The following is a 14631-nucleotide window of genomic DNA, read 5'->3' on the forward strand; positions in this document are numbered from 1 at the left end:
ACGTACGCGTGCATCTCGCCAAGGCGAGTAAAACTAAGTTCGGCCATGACAGTGCTTTGATCCCTCCCGGAGGCGAAAAGCCGTAGGGGTATTCACACAGATCCCTTATTTACCGCGTAGAAAGAGGCTGGCTCAATTTGTCGCCAATTAGAGGAACTTTGGCCTTTCAATTCGCTCTAGGCGCCCGTATAAAATAAAAGCACTAGTCACGACTTGCATGACTAGTGCCGTCTTGGCGGGGTCAATCTGGCCGTCACAACCTTATGACCTCGATCATCTACGAATTAGGACGAGTAGCTAACGCTGCTCGTCCTTTTTCGTTTCCACAGGGGGGACCTGCGTCCCCGCGATATGGATTGCACCACATCCGATGTTGACCGTCCTTCCCAAGCAAATGGCAATAATTACGATCGCGGTCGCGAGCAGAGCCAAGAGCACCACCGTATCCCAGGGTAGTGTCTGAATGGCCGTAAAGAGGTTTTGCATGTTTTCTCCGTAAAGGGTATGCAAGAGACAAATGGAAAATCGCGTTCCTTTACGCGATCGATAGGTAGTACAGCGATAAACTAAATTGCTGTCAAATCGAATTTTGAGGCATCATAATGGGCCTTTTTTGAGGCTCCAATTCGGGTCCGCGAGATGCGGTCAACCGCATTCGCTGGAGCCAACCTCACCAAGCACCTTTGAAACCTCAGGTGTTTCGTGTCGATATATTCCTTTCTATTCGAGGGTATGGAGCTGGTTTAAGTCTTGCTATGTGAACGAACGGCATGATCCGTTTCGCCTAGGCCGACTACTTGTCAAGTCTGTAGATGCTTGGTCATTGGCACTTTTGGGAATACCTTCGAGTGATTTCCCAAATGCCATCAAACATGGATTTGCATAAATCTACCGTTAGATTTACGGTTTGGGTACTCTATTTCACTACAAAACAATGCATTCACTTGCAAAACGGGGACACACACAGTCCGAGTCGCTAGGTTGGCGCAACACAAGTGATATGTGCGGAGGAATTACGAGCAAATTTTCGCCCCGTAGACGCCCTCGGGGCTTTCGAGGCGTAGAGATTGTCGTCCAATCGATCCAAACGCAGGAGAATCGACGGTGGGGGCCTACGGGGGCGAAGAAAAGGTACGGGCGCAGAAAAGGTTCGCGGACTCTTTCGCGTGCTGAAAAAGGTAGTTTTGCGCTCCGGTGATTTGGTTTTCCGCCCACCGGTCGAGGCCTCAGGATGCATTCTTTAATCGAGATGACGGGGACACGTCGCCTCGGCTCGCGCCCCGCTTAGACTCAGGTTAGACACTCCGCCGTTCGTATCATCCGGATGGCTGTGGTTTGGGTGGATTGGGAAATCAATGACTAGAGGCATCTGTTTGCCAGACGCGGATGCGAATGAAAATTGGCGCTGCTTTGCGATTTGAGTTCCTGTTATCCTGCCACGCGGTCATCCTGCTGACTCTATTCCGTGAAACCTGCACCACTTTGAGGTCGTTCATCGTGTTTTTTAAGCCGAAAGCTAACCTGTCCGACGCCGAAAAGTCGCGGATTGAACTTTGCTTGCAACAGATTGCCGAATGCGTTGGCTTCGAGCGTTTCACGCTTCCTGTGCTGAACCGAAAGACGTTGCTCGCGGTGTACGAATCCGAGCGAGACCCGCAACAGGTGATTCAGTTCCTAGGCAAACACCTTGACCATGATGTCAGCGGGATTCAGGTTCGCGTTTTCCCACAGATTGCCCAGAGTACTTGCGGCGGTGGATGCGGTGGAGGTTCTTGCGATGGCCCCAGCGGGCTGCCGGGCCGATACGATGCGGCCGAGCGAACGATCACTCTTGATATACAGATTGACAGCGATCCACCCATGGGGCTCGCCACCCTGATCAACGGGGTTGTCTGCGACCTGCTTTCTCAAAACAACCTCGATTCGGAACGCCTGCCCGAACGGGTCGACCTTGCCGTTGTCGGGACGGGACTTGGCATGATCCGCAACCGCATTGGCCTCGTCGCAAAGCAGTCGACTTGCTGGGATTCGACGCAGTGGGAGCTTATCCCGCGACCGTTCCTTGATTGCCAATCACTCGCGTACGCCAATGCGATCGCGGCCTGGGCTCGCGACGATGCGACGCCCGAGTGGTCAAGCGATCTGCCCAGTGACGTCAAAAGCCCAATGCGGAAATCGCTAAAGTTCTTGTTGAAAACGAATGACTCCTTTTTTCAACCGCGAGCGAAGCGATCTTTGTTGACGCAGTCGCAAAGCGAATGGTGGAAATTGGCAGCAAGTGCGTCCGCATCGAATCAAGTGATCGCGATTCGGCATTTGGAGTCCGACGGCAAGCTGGATGACCCGCAAGAATCACTGCTTTTGGAAAAGTTGTCTGCAACCAGCCGTGCGATTATTCTCAATGCGATCGCGGCAACCGAACGGATGGTTTCCAAGCACGAAGCGGTTGCCAGCGAAGCGGTTGTTCGTGAACTTCGCACACTGACCGACCATCGTGACGACGAAATCCGCGCGAAAGCCATGTGTGTCCTCGCGGGACTGGGTAAGTTGGATGAAGCAACGGTCGAGACCGCTGCGATAATGTTGGAAGACCATCAAAAGCACCTCGTTTTCGCCGGCGTGTACGCGCTATCCACACTCGACTCCGTCCCCGAGCGAGTCGTCCCGTCCATCGATCGGTGTTTTGTGCGTGTGTTGCGAGCGTGTGACTACGAGTTCATCGATTTGATTGTGGCGGCCTATCGGCGTTGGCTCGATGATCCTCAATCGCACTTTGAAGGTCTGCTACAGGACAGTCCTGAGCATCTGCCGATTGCGATGGAGACACTGCAGAAGGCTCCCGAACCACTCGTGCAAATCCGTCGCGGGGCTTGACGGAAGGTTGGAAGACGACCTTGTCGTGCTTGATCGGATCCCACGGAAAGACGAATCCATCGGCATCGATGTCAACACGATCAGGTAGGTTAGGTTCGAAGTGGAGAGGGACTCGTGCCCGCGTTCACGACTGACGAAACGAGGCGTCCTAGCAGCTGTTCGAAAATAACTTCGTCATTCGAGTTTTGTTACAAATCACGTGGGTGAAGTGTTTTCTATGTAGTGGACGAGGCTACGAGTCCCGTCGTGCCCTAAGTCGCTGGGACTCGTAGCCTCGTCCACTACCTCCAAAGCTGGTCGACCTACGCCTATTCCAGTAAATCTCTAGCGGAACGGCCCAAACGCCACCGGAAGGTTCATGTCATTTGGACAATATTCTAAAATGACGAAGTTATTTCCGAACGGTTCCTTAGAACCAATCATTCGTGTCCGTCCCGGACGATCATTTTTGTTACTCAATTATTTTTGTTACTTGATCGGTTTTGGAGCGAACGCATCGGGGCGATCAAGATTGAAATAGTGGCCGTGATCGGCGGTCAGAATCAATGCCGTTTCGTCCCAGCCCCCATGCTGCTCGATCCACGACACGACGGCGGCAAATGCGTCGTCGCCGCTGTGGACCGCACCAATCGAATTGTCGATGTTGTTCGAGTGATTTGCCCAGTCGACATCACCGCTTTCAATCATCAACCACCAACGGTCGGAACGTGAATCGAGAACGTCGAGTGCCGCGATCGCCATCTGATCCAATTTGACGTTTTCGTGCAGATCCGCTTCGCTATAGACTTCAGCCTTTTCGGGTTTTGAACTGCCGTAGCTGACCACGGGATCGTAGTTGCCATCCGCGGTTTGATACGGCAAGTGACCGCCTTGAGCGCCAAAGTAACCAAACAAACGGTTGTCGCTCTCTTTGGCTTTGCGGACCGCCTCGCTAAGGACTTTAGGCCCCGCAACGCCTGGGGTTCGCTGAGCCACGACATAGTTGCCGCCGTTGTTGACGTCGATCGCAGACAAGTCGTCCGCCGCGACGTACTTGTTGCCTGGAACGTAGTTATCGCCCTGTGCGCCGTCTTTGTCTTTGTCGATCCCCCAGCCGCCTCCGATCAACACATCCACTCCGGGCAAACCGCCAGGATGGAAAACCGAGGGTCGGCCGATCAGGTCGCGTGTCAAATCTTGGTAATCATTGCGATGCACGTTGTTTCCATAAGCACAACCTGGTGTTGCGTGGCTGATCGGCACACTCGTCACCACCCCGATCGCAAAGCCATCGTCTTGTAACTTGCGAGCGATCGGCAGCACTTCGCGGCCCATGAAATCAACGTTCATCGCATCGTTGTAAGTCTTGATTCCGCTCGTCAATGACGTCGCGGTTGCTGAGGATTCTGCGTAGGCATGTTTGGTCTTTTTGCTCTTACCGATCGGATAGTCGGCGTCGACCACCGGACGCCAGGGTGCGTCGCCGCCGAGCGAGGCGTCATAGCCGCCACGAAGTTTGCCGTCCGGATTCACAACAGTTTGGTTATTCACGTCCACCGACGTGCCTTCGTTGTGAGGGCTGGTGACACAATAGCCGAAGTCCGTTTTCGCACCGTGGTAGTCCAGAAAGTGCAGTCCTTCGCCACGACCTTCGTGGTAGATTTTGCCGGACCTTGCGATCGCGGCAACTCGCGTGGTATCCCAATCCATTCCGTCGAATACAAACAAGATCACACGCTTCTTGCCGGATTCGATTGCCGACGTTTGCAGCCGATACACATCGGTCTGGTCAAAGTATTCCGCCTTGGGATTGACCGTGTTCTCAGGAACGTAGCCGTAAAGTTTTTCGATTGCCGACGCATCGCGATACAAGCTGTTCTTTCCGCTGACCGAATCCAAATCGATCCCGAAGGTGTAAACGGGAATCAAGCGATTGCTGTGCGTTTTCCAGCTCGAATACTTCTCGGGTGAGGGCCCCCAGTGCCCCCAATCGGCGCGTCGGCTGGTAACCGCATCTGTCTGCATTTTCGCGATGGGATCGACGTTTTCCGCCACGGCCGGCCGGAAAACATCCAAAATCATCAGGAAGACGAACACTGACAAACAAAACCTGGACCCGGGGATTGAATGCATTATTTACACTTCGATTCGTAGGCGGGAGGATGGAGGGAGAGCTTTAGGAGGGAAGCCTTGGACGGTTATGATAGTCGATCGCGAATCCGAACACAGCACATGACGACGCCTGTTTTGCAAAAGTCCGAAGCACGAGGGCAAAAAAGGAAACGGGACGTGGCAGGAGCGGAATCAAACGTTAGCCGTTTCGGCATACGCGGTGACGCCGTTTCTGCGTAACGGAACTCGTCAAGATTTTCGAGGGGCATTGGTTAATCGAACGAAAGTCTTGACGACTTCCACTACGCTAAATCAGCACGAACTCGATTAAAAAACACTTCACAGCGTTGGATGCGGGCTTGCTTCCGCGTGCTGGCGGAGGCCGGTCATTGTTTGGCTCTGTATTTGCGAAGCCCTTGTTTGATTTGTCCCCGAAATCGGAGCTGCAACCATGGTCGTCGAGTCTTTTATCGGAGCATGCATCCTGGCGCTGGTCCACCTATTTGCGGGGCGTCTTCGTTTCCTTGACGTGATCCCTCGTAGTCGCTGGCTCTCGATCGCCGGCGGCGTGGCCGTTGCCTATGCCCTGGTGCATTTGTTGCCTGAACTGCAACAGCATCACGAGGTACTTCGTACAGCGACGTCCGAACATGGTTTCCAGTGGCTCGGCGATCACCTGTTGTGGCTGCTGGTCTTGGCCGGATTGGTGGTTTTCTACGGTCTCGAGAAGATGGCGATCCGTTCAAAAACAAAGTCGGGTGAACCAACGAGCCCCGCGTTCTGGTTGCACATCATTTCTTATGCGATCTACAACGCGCTACTGGGCTACTTGTTGGTGCGCGAAGATCGGGGGCTGCAATCGCTGGCGTTGTATTTGGTTGGCATCGGATTGCATTTTTTGGTCAACGACCATGGATTGCGGCAACACCATCGTCAGCGTTACCACCACGCTGGCCGCTGGGTGCTGTCCGCGGCGGTGTTAGCGGGATGGGCAGTCGGCGTGACCACCGAGCTTCATGAAGCATTGACCGCAGCGACGATCGCGTTTTTGTCGGGCGGGATTCTGCTGAACACGTTCAAGGAAGAGTTGCCTGAAGAACGAGAGAGCCGATTTTGGGCGTTTGCGTTAGGTGCGTTTAGCTACGCAGGTTTGTTGCTCGTTGTGTGAGAACCCAAAAAGCGAATTTCGCCAGCGATTAAGGCAGGTAGCCCAATGCTGGCGAATTTCGCGAGACGTTCTCAGTTTGACAATCCAACCGTTACCGCTTATCGAAAGCTAGACATCAACTTTTCGCGGCTGGTCAATTGCACCCTGACCGTTTGTTCTTCATCTTCACGTCGGATTTTGACGCGAACATTCTCCGCTGGCTTCTTATCCTTGATCATCTTGACCAAGCCTGCGGGGGAATCGACCGAGTCGCCGTTGATCGAGACGATTGCATCGCCGGCCTGCAAGTTAGTCTCCGCCGCTGGGCTTTGCGGATGGATGCCGAGAATCACGACGCCTTCGTCCGTTTCGCCCACTGCGATACCAAGTGCCGCCTGTGACGCGTTGGCGTCATCGCCGGATCGTTGATTATCGCCGGATCGCTGATTGTCTGACGCGTGTGCCGATGCGCGATCGGATTGATTCGACGATTCGCGCGTATGACGGCTTGAATCCTGTGTGGATCGACGAGCGTCATCGCGAGCATCGCTGCGGCCACGTGCTCGATCGCGACGAGCCACTTGCTTTGGCGGCGACACATTCACCGATTTTCCATTGGCCATGACCTCGTCGGCCACCATCGCGGGTTCGCCGTTCATCTTTGCGGGTCGCACGATCAACCGCAGTTCGTCCCCCTCGCTCAGATTCAGCTGGTCCACCTTCGATTTTGCTCCAAGGTTGACGGTTGCTTTTTTGCCGTTTTGGCATTGGACTTCGGCGATCACGAATTGGCTATCGTAATTTCGAAATTGGGCGGTTCGCAAGCTAAGCAGCTCGGCGCGAACCCGTTTTGCATTACGACTGGACGGCAAATTAACCGTAACCTTGTCGCCGCCGCTGGACACCGTGCTGGCTAGCAACATCGACTTGTCATTGACTCGTCCTTTTCGGCCGGTGATGGTAATCTCATCACCTTCGCCAAGATTCAATTGCTTGATCTGCGATTTAGGACCGAGGACCGCTTTGGCTGGCCAATTGTCTTCGCTGCGAATGCGAGCGATGACACAAGGTTCGTCCATGCCCACGATCGTTTCCGATCTCAATTGCAAAATCTTTCCAGAGACAGTTTCCTGGGATCGATTCGCCGCTTGACGACTTTGCGATTGGTTGCGATCGCGATTTTCGGCCGCTTGATTGGATGCGACAGCGTGCTCGCCTCGCTGCGCCGAAGCATTTTGATGCCGAGCATTGTGCTGCTGCGAACGATCACGCTGATCATCATGTTTTTGCGTGTTACGTTTCTGAGCATTTCGGCTGTGGGCATCGCGGTTTTGAGCATCACGATTTGCACGCTGACGGCTGCTTTCTCGAGCCTTCTCGAGGTCGTAGGTGAAAATCGTTTCGACCGCATCAAAGCTGCCATCGTTGTCATAGTCGATGGCCATGCGAATCCACCCACTCGGCGAGACTCGATAGTTGGGATCGCTGCTGGTCTGTGATTGACGCTGTGAAGATTGACTCTGCGAATCACTCCCGCGCTGGCTCTCTTGCTGGTGGTTCTTTTCGCTCTGCGAGTCCGAGGCTGAGCGGGCGTCGTTATCGCCGGCCAGTGCTAGGCCGCTTGTGCATAGTGATGCAAGACAAACGGTCGTGAAGAGTTTATGAAATCTCATTGCGTTTGTTCCTAAAGATTGGGGAAAGGCGGATGAACTCAGATGAACTGAGTCGCCATGAATTGACTCGTGGTGACGCGAGTCGCTGCATGGATCTATTCGTAAAATTCGTCGTACCGATCGACACCGACTGGACCCTCGTCGTCTAGTCCGTATTCGTTGTCGTCGTACCAATTATCGAAGTCGGGTTCGTCGTCATACCAGTCGTTGCTGTAGTAGTTGTCGCCGTACCACGCTTCGCCATTGTCGTACTCGTTGTTGTCGTAATAGCCACCGAAGTAGTCATTTTCATAATTGACGGACGGGTCCGAGTTGAACCAGTCGCTTGGGTCATACCATTCCTCTTCGTGATACCCCTTGTCAGGGTCCCACTCGTAATCGTCTGCGGTTGCCGGTTGGAATGAAACGACGGCAAGGGCGATGGCACTAGCCAGACTCGCTAGCCAAGATCGTGTGTTGATTCGCATTGGTTAGCTCCATGTGAATGTTGATTGAAGGTTTCGTAGACATAAGTGTTCGCTGAAACAACAAATTGGTGGGTGGTGATCGACCATGTTTTGGCATGACACGCCTCGTGTTAGGTATGGTTGGACAAACGACATAAAACTGCGTTACCTACCACGACTCCCGCAACGAGCGCGCCCAGATAGCAAGGCTCACATAAAAAACCTTCAGATCACCTCCGGATCACGATCTCGTTGAACGCGTGGTGGTGTGGGCGGAAAACATTCGCGTCCGACGTAGAAGACAGCGATCAACACCAGTGCTGTCGCCAACGCTTGCAAATCGCATTTCGGTTTGCCGAACCAGCTGGTTCGCGCAGAGACAAACGACCGATCAGCATCGAGGGCGTCTGCATTCACCGCTACGCCCGTGTGTAGATCCGACAGCGGAGCCAACTCAATTTGCCGTAGCGGAAGTCGTCAACGGCATGTTGATTCAATCGATCTTCGAAAATTGATGTTAGCCGTTTTGGCCGTTAGCCCCGGTTCAGTGATGACGAAACCGGGGCTGGCGATGGACTGCTAAAACTCTGGTAGCGACGTCGGTTATTGAGGTGAGTTTTTCTTCCAGCATCTAACGCAGTCACCTCTCCACCGACGAACGAGACTGCTGATTTAGTAGCAATCGCATAGGCCGGAGGCCGAAACATGACCTGCCGTTGGCGTGAGCTAACGGTTTAGCGGCGACCTGTCGCCGTAAGGCCGGAGGCCGACACACTGACGGCAGAGTGTGTCGCCCGTTGGGCTATGTTTTCCCACCTCCACTAGCCGGTGGCTCACGCCACCGGCAGAGGGTGTGTCGGCCTCCGGCCTGCAATCAATGCTATCAAACCAGCAGTCTTCGAATTTGGTGGAGAGGTGGCAGAAAGCCAGCGCAACCAAAAATCATAACAAGCCCACTGTTTTAGCGGCCCAGACTGGCGCCTCAGCGGCTAACTAATTCAACAGGCCGTCAACGGCTTTCGTTCCACGACGCATGCCCCCACGAAACTCTTGACGAGTTCCGCTACTGAGGGTGCATCGCCGAGATCTGGCTCGTGAATTTCGGTTAGACAACGTCGCGAGAATCGCGTTCATTTCCCAAGGACGAAGCGAACGTCTATTCTTCAATCTTGGCATTTGCGTTGGCGGCGGCGTAGGCATTGTGCCCCGTCGACTCGCCTGGCAAGACGGGATGCTGATTCGCGGGCAGAAACGCTGCATGTTCGGACACGATCGCTTCGTACTCGGGGTTGGCCGCCAAATTCGTCCACTCATGCGGATCTTTACGCAAGTCGTACAGTTCACGTGATCCATCGTGATATTGAATGAAGCGATAGCGAGTCGAGCGAATGGAAAAATTGCCCAGACCAAAACTGGTCACGGCCGGGTGCGTCCAAGTTTGCTGTGGATCCTTCATCAGCGGAACCAGGCTGTTGCCTTCCAATGCCGCATCCTCAGGCAAACCGGCGAGATGCAGCAGAGTCGGAAAGACATCCACCAACTCGGCAGGAGGTTTGGTTGTTTGACCGGCGGCGAACCCCGGCGCTGAAACGATCAGCGGCACGCGAGTGCCGTCTTCCCACAACGACCGCTTCGCCCAACGCTGTTTCTCGCCCAGGTGAAAACCGTGGTCCGAAAACAGGACGACAATGGTGTTGTCCGCATATTCGCTTGATTGCAACGCATCCAAAACCATTCCGACGCAGTGGTCAGCAAACGTGACCGAAGCCAAGTACGATTGGACCGCATGCTCCCATTGCCCTGCTTCGGTGACCCAATCATGAGTCGGCGAAACGTGCATCAAATTGGTCAAGTCAATCGCATATTGGCTGAGGTCGTCGCGGTCGTCCTCACGAACCAGCGGCAATTGAATGTCTTTCAGCGGATGCATATCGAACCACTTTTGCGGTGCATACATTGGCACGTGAGGTCGATAGAACCCGACTCCCATAAAAAACGGCTTGTCGTGATTTGTTTCGAGCTGCTTGACCGCCCACTTAGCCGCTTTCATGTCTGGCATTTGGTCATCGTCTTCGGGATAGACGCCCCAATCCCAGAGCGGGTGACCATGCGGCTGAGAAATCTTCTTCTCGGGTCTTGGTCCAAATCCGCCCGACGGCTGATACTCTTGAAAAAAGCGTTTGTCACCGGTGTGAAAGATCTTGCCCGACGCCATCGTCTTGTAGCCGTTGGCGGCAAACACCTCGGGCAGCGTCTTGACGCCTTCGAGTGCAGGTGCTTGCTTCAGGTCCGGCGACAAAAAGTAGATGCCGGTGGTGTGCGGATAACGCCCTGTCATCATGCTGGCACGCGACGGGTTGCAGACGGGTGACTGACAATGCGCGTTGTCAAACAGCGTTCCCATTCCCGCCAATCGGTCGATGTTGGGCGTCTTGGCCTGAGGATGTCCGCCCAGACAACCGACCCAATCATTCAGATCATCAATCGAAATCAGCAACACGTTCGGTTTCTCGGCCGCGTGCGTGGTGCCGATCCCCATGCTGGGAAAGGAGGCAAAGCAAAGACAGATCAGAGGGAAAAGTCTATACAACATGAAAGTTCGTCTAGCAAATTCAGGGCGGGGAATGATTTTGGGGAAGGACTAATCTTAGCCTAATTTATCCTTCGTCTGCCACCGAACTGCGAGCTGAAACTAGAAATCTGTTGCTCGTGGCCTTGTTTGCGGCGAAACCGTCTCAAGTCAGTTGAGAGGAAATCGGGTCAAACAGGGGCCCCGTAGCGTTCGACCTTGGCGAATAGTTCCTGCGACTGAAACGGCTTTGAAACGTAGTCGTCCATTCCGCAGTCGAGGCACTGTTCGCGATCCCCCTTCATGGCATTCGCGGTCATCGCCACAATCGGGATGTGTTTGCCACTTGTTTTTTCGCAAGCGCGAATTTCACGTGTCGCTTCATAGCCATCCATGATTGGCATTTGAACGTCCATCAGGACAACATCAAATTTCGCGGGATCCGACGCCAGCAGCGTATCGACGGCTTCGCGTCCGTTGTTGGCGACGACGACGGTATGACCGCGTTTCTCGAGCAGCGAAACAGCGACCTTTTGATTCACCAAGCCATCTTCGACAAGCAAGATACGAGCGTGCACGTGGCTACAATCGCCGGCGGCCTCCGCACACCGATGCGGCTCAGTCGACTCGTCGCTTCCCAGTGTCGTCGTGACGGCCTGAAGCAACGTCGAGTGTTTGATCGGCTTGGGCAAACACCGCTCGACGTTCCACTTCCGAGCAAAGTTGCTATCCAGTGCCGCAGAGCCCGACGTCATCCACATGATGTGCATCGCTGAGAGCGTCGGGTCTTCATGCTGGCGGATCCGTCCGACAAGTTGCGAAGCGTCGTCATTCGCGATTGTCCCATCGGCAAGCAGGAGTGAGTAGGGATGACCACGATCGCAGGCCGGTTCTAGTTCTGCCATCGCGGCGTCGCCATCGGGAACCGCCGCGGCCGACAGCCCCCACTGCGTCAGCAGCTCAACCAGGATTTCGCGAGTGGTGCGGTGGGCGTCAACCACCAGCACAGATTGTCCGACCAGTGCATTGGAGATTTCGCACGGTGCTTGCTTGGGTGCAACACGTAGCCGCACCACAAATTGGAAATTGCTTCCTTTACCAAGCTCGCTTTCGACCCAAATTCGGCCGTTCATCAACTCCGCCAGCCGTTTTGAAATGGACAACCCCAATCCGGTTCCACCGAAGCGACGCGTCGTCGTACATTCGGCCTGGCTGAACATGTCAAACACGCGCGACAGTTGGTCGGGTGCGATGCCGATCCCGCTGTCACGAACGGAAACGTGTAACATCAGCGAATCGCCGGTCTGCGATTCAATTCCAACGTCCACCACAACCTCGCCCTGTTCGGTGAATTTGATCGCGTTGCCGGTCAGATTCATGACAATTTGGCGTAGCCGCGTCGGATCGCCGACAAGCGTGTCAGGGACGTCGGGTGAGATACGATATGCCAACTCGAGTTGTTTCTCGGCCGCACGGTTACTGATCGTCAGCAGAGTATCGCCGATCGTGTCTCGCAAACCAAACGGGATGCATTCCAGTTCAAGCTTGTCCGCTTCGATCTTCGAAAAATCCAAGATGTCGTTCAGCAATTGCATCAAGGCGTCGGCGGATTGCCGGACAATGTTTTGATAGTCACGCTGTTCGTAGCTCATGTCGGTGCGAAGCAGCAACTCGGTCATGCCGATGATCCCGTTCATCGGAGTACGAATTTCGTGGCTCATCGAAGCAAGAAATTCGCTCTTAGCCTGATTGGCCGCCTCGGCACGCTGCTCTTCACGGATCGCGATTTCATTAAGTCGTCGCATCGGCCGGTAGACGAACCATCGCGTAATGACAATCGATGTCCCGGAGACGGCGAGCGACATCACCAGGCCAAGCGCAACCGCAAAAATCATGTCATGCCGAATCTCATCGATCACTGCCCGGCGGGACATCACCAGATTGACGTGGCCAATGGTTTGACCATCAAATCGAACCGCCGTCCTGGCTACCACATGCTGCGACGAACTCAAGTAACCCGCCAGATCGGTCTCGGGCACCCCGGGTTGACGCCGCGACGCCACAATTTCGGCTTCATCGGCGACTTGGACGAACTCGATTTCCTGGTTCGTGAGACTCGCACCTAATAGATCGCCGATCGCGCGTTCGTCAATGTTCCAAAGCGGCGTCGCGATACTGGTTGCGACTGCCCCCGCCGTGCGATCCGCTTGTTCGCGAATCCGATCATCAAATTGAGTGATCGTCAAGACCGCCGCGACCACGACAAATAACCCGAGGGTGATCAGAATTGTGGTCACCAACGCGATCACATACCGCAACGTGATTCCGTGTTCGTCCACACGCTCATTCACACGCTGGTTGGTTCGAGAGTTCACATGGGAGACTGCGTTCATCGCGTTTCCCCGTCGCGCTGTCGTTCCGCTGATTCCGTCTTCGCCGGAGTCGACGCATTTTTCTCTGAACTGTTGCCCTCCCCAGCGCCATCGTCTTTCTCGGAGCCATTGTCATTCTCAAGAGGCGGGTTCTTCTTTAGCCCCCTATCCGTCGCAGCGGCACCGAGATCGAAACGATACGTCGATTGATTGGGGCGGTCCAACAACGAAAATTGGCGAAAATCCGTTTCGCGCCAGGTCTCGCGACTGAGCACCTCGCGATACCCTGCCAAGTTTTCGCGTGTAATCAATCGCATCGGCGAATCGTAATGGGTGGGGATCCTTGTAAGGTCGATGCCGTGAAAGAAGTCATACAGCAACACAATGCACCAACCACCTTCCATCACATGGCCACCGACCGTCGCAAACAGCACCCGCTGGGCGATCAGATCCAACGCTTCTGGCGTCGCATCAACTCCTCCAATGATCACATCAGTCCCCGGTGTTTTTCCTCGATCTTGCATCGCCGCGATGGCTCCGATCGCCATCGCGTCGCTGGCGGACCAGATCACCGATGACTCGGGATAGCGTCGATCCAGAATGCGGCAGCGAAATCGCGCCAGTTCTTGGCTCCAATCAGCCGCAACGACTTGATCCAAGACGACTTCGTCACTGCGTCTGGCGATCGCGTCGTGAAGTCCGGCCATGCGTTGGATCGAAGCTCCATCCGATATCACCCCGCTTAAACCAATGATATGCAGTTTGCCATCGGCGGCGAGCCGTTGTGGTGAGCGCAGCGCTTCATCGATCAATGCATTGGCAAGCTGAAAACCAGCATCGTAGTCATCGGGCAACACTTCCGCCAACCAGTACGTTAGCTTCGTTCGCGGTTGCCCAAGTTCCTCGCTCTGTTCGGGCTGCAGCCCCGCGTTGACAAGGACCGCCGGTACCTGTCGCCGATCGGCGATTCGCAAAAACCGGGGACCGCCCCTTTTGAAACTCTGGAACACAATCGCATCTGGTTTGTTCTCGCGGTCACAAACATCACGAATTTGGGACACCATACGATTGCGACTGTTGCCAGCGAAGAAGACCTCCAACTGGATCCCGAGATCATCGGAAACCTCGCCCATGAACTCGACGAAAGGTCCCCAAAACGCATCGTCCTGATCTCGCGGCGTAAACATCGCGACGTGAAATTTCCGTTCGCCGGCCTCGGTGTCCTCACTGTGCAATTTTCCGGTCGTGATTTGAAGAACGCCAGCGAAAACGATCAGTGTCACCCATCCGCAGCCGAAACGAGACGCTCGGCAAATCGGCGTCGGAATGAGTGAACGTATGTCGACAGTTTTGTGCAGAGATCGCATAGCAAAACTCGCTCGTCGATGAGGGCAGCGCAATCGCCGAATCGATGTCACAACCCCATCGGATGCCGGAATCTAACGACTTGTCGCATGGG

10 protein-coding genes are annotated in these 14631 nt (G+C 54.6%); 2 read left to right on the forward strand and 8 right to left on the reverse strand.

Annotation, left to right across the window (positions count from 1 at the left end; translation table 11 throughout):
• Nucleotides 1–297: 297 nt before the first annotated feature.
• Nucleotides 298–486, reverse strand: coding sequence for a hypothetical protein (locus ABD971_RS19645; protein WP_345324849.1), 189 nt, complete (start codon nucleotides 484–486; stop codon nucleotides 298–300).
• A gap of 1011 nt (nucleotides 487–1497) precedes the next feature.
• Between ABD971_RS19645 and ABD971_RS19650 the strand changes: the two genes are divergently transcribed.
• Nucleotides 1498–2874: a hypothetical protein gene (locus ABD971_RS19650; protein ID WP_345324851.1), complete on the forward strand. Its 1377-nt coding sequence runs from the start codon at nucleotides 1498–1500 to the stop codon at nucleotides 2872–2874.
• A gap of 468 nt (nucleotides 2875–3342) precedes the next feature.
• Here ABD971_RS19650 and ABD971_RS19655 read toward each other — a convergent pair whose 3' ends face one another.
• Entirely contained in the window at nucleotides 3343–4986 is a 1644-nt protein-coding gene (locus ABD971_RS19655) for an alkaline phosphatase (RefSeq protein ID WP_345324853.1), read from the reverse strand.
• A gap of 430 nt (nucleotides 4987–5416) precedes the next feature.
• Between ABD971_RS19655 and ABD971_RS19660 the strand changes: the two genes are divergently transcribed.
• A complete protein-coding gene (locus ABD971_RS19660) occupies nucleotides 5417–6133 on the forward strand; it encodes a hypothetical protein (protein ID WP_345324855.1) in 717 nt (238 codons plus the stop codon).
• 98 nt (nucleotides 6134–6231) lie between these two features.
• On the opposite strand, the gene ABD971_RS19665 is transcribed toward ABD971_RS19660, so the two are convergent.
• The 6 genes from ABD971_RS19665 to ABD971_RS19690 form a co-directional block, all read right to left on the reverse strand.
• On the reverse strand, nucleotides 6232–7785 hold the full coding sequence (locus ABD971_RS19665) for a PDZ domain-containing protein (RefSeq protein ID WP_345324857.1): 1554 nt from the start codon (nucleotides 7783–7785) through the stop codon (nucleotides 6232–6234).
• Between the two features lie 95 nt (nucleotides 7786–7880).
• Nucleotides 7881–8252, reverse strand: coding sequence for a hypothetical protein (locus ABD971_RS19670; RefSeq protein ID WP_345324859.1), 372 nt, complete (start codon nucleotides 8250–8252; stop codon nucleotides 7881–7883).
• Nucleotides 8253–8456: 204 nt separating this feature from the next.
• On the reverse strand, nucleotides 8457–8648 hold the full coding sequence (locus ABD971_RS19675) for a hypothetical protein (RefSeq protein ID WP_345324861.1): 192 nt from the start codon (nucleotides 8646–8648) through the stop codon (nucleotides 8457–8459).
• Nucleotides 8649–9387: 739 nt separating this feature from the next.
• A complete protein-coding gene (locus tag ABD971_RS19680) occupies nucleotides 9388–10824 on the reverse strand; it encodes a sulfatase (RefSeq protein ID WP_345324863.1) in 1437 nt (478 codons plus the stop codon).
• A gap of 167 nt (nucleotides 10825–10991) precedes the next feature.
• Nucleotides 10992–13193: a response regulator gene (locus ABD971_RS19685; protein ID WP_345324865.1), complete on the reverse strand. Its 2202-nt coding sequence runs from the start codon at nucleotides 13191–13193 to the stop codon at nucleotides 10992–10994.
• Nucleotides 13190–14539 (reverse strand): ABC transporter substrate-binding protein, encoded by a 1350-nt coding sequence (locus ABD971_RS19690; RefSeq protein WP_345324867.1) that lies wholly within the window; start codon nucleotides 14537–14539, stop codon nucleotides 13190–13192. Before ABD971_RS19690 ends, ABD971_RS19685 begins: the two co-directional genes overlap by 4 nt.
• Nucleotides 14540–14631: the final 92 nt, after the last annotated feature.

It is taken from the genome of Novipirellula rosea, from assembly GCF_039541335.1.
Classification (GTDB): domain Bacteria; phylum Planctomycetota; class Planctomycetia; order Pirellulales; family Pirellulaceae; genus Novipirellula; species Novipirellula rosea.

Excerpts from the sequence above, each read along its gene's own strand:
- ABD971_RS19645 (WP_345324849.1), bottom strand. The coding sequence starts at position 486 with ATGCAAAACCTCTTTACGGCCATTCAGACACTACCCTGGGATACGGTG.
- ABD971_RS19655 (WP_345324853.1), bottom strand. The coding sequence starts at position 4,986 with ATGCATTCAATCCCCGGGTCCAGGTTTTGTTTGTCAGTGTTCGTCTTC.
- ABD971_RS19660 (WP_345324855.1), top strand. The coding sequence starts at position 5,417 with ATGGTCGTCGAGTCTTTTATCGGAGCATGCATCCTGGCGCTGGTCCAC.
- ABD971_RS19665 (WP_345324857.1), bottom strand. The coding sequence starts at position 7,785 with ATGAGATTTCATAAACTCTTCACGACCGTTTGTCTTGCATCACTATGC.
- ABD971_RS19670 (WP_345324859.1), bottom strand. The coding sequence starts at position 8,252 with ATGCGAATCAACACACGATCTTGGCTAGCGAGTCTGGCTAGTGCCATC.
- ABD971_RS19680 (WP_345324863.1), bottom strand. The coding sequence starts at position 10,824 with ATGTTGTATAGACTTTTCCCTCTGATCTGTCTTTGCTTTGCCTCCTTT.
- ABD971_RS19685 (WP_345324865.1), bottom strand. The coding sequence starts at position 13,193 with ATGAACGCAGTCTCCCATGTGAACTCTCGAACCAACCAGCGTGTGAAT.
- ABD971_RS19690 (WP_345324867.1), bottom strand. The coding sequence starts at position 14,539 with ATGCGATCTCTGCACAAAACTGTCGACATACGTTCACTCATTCCGACG.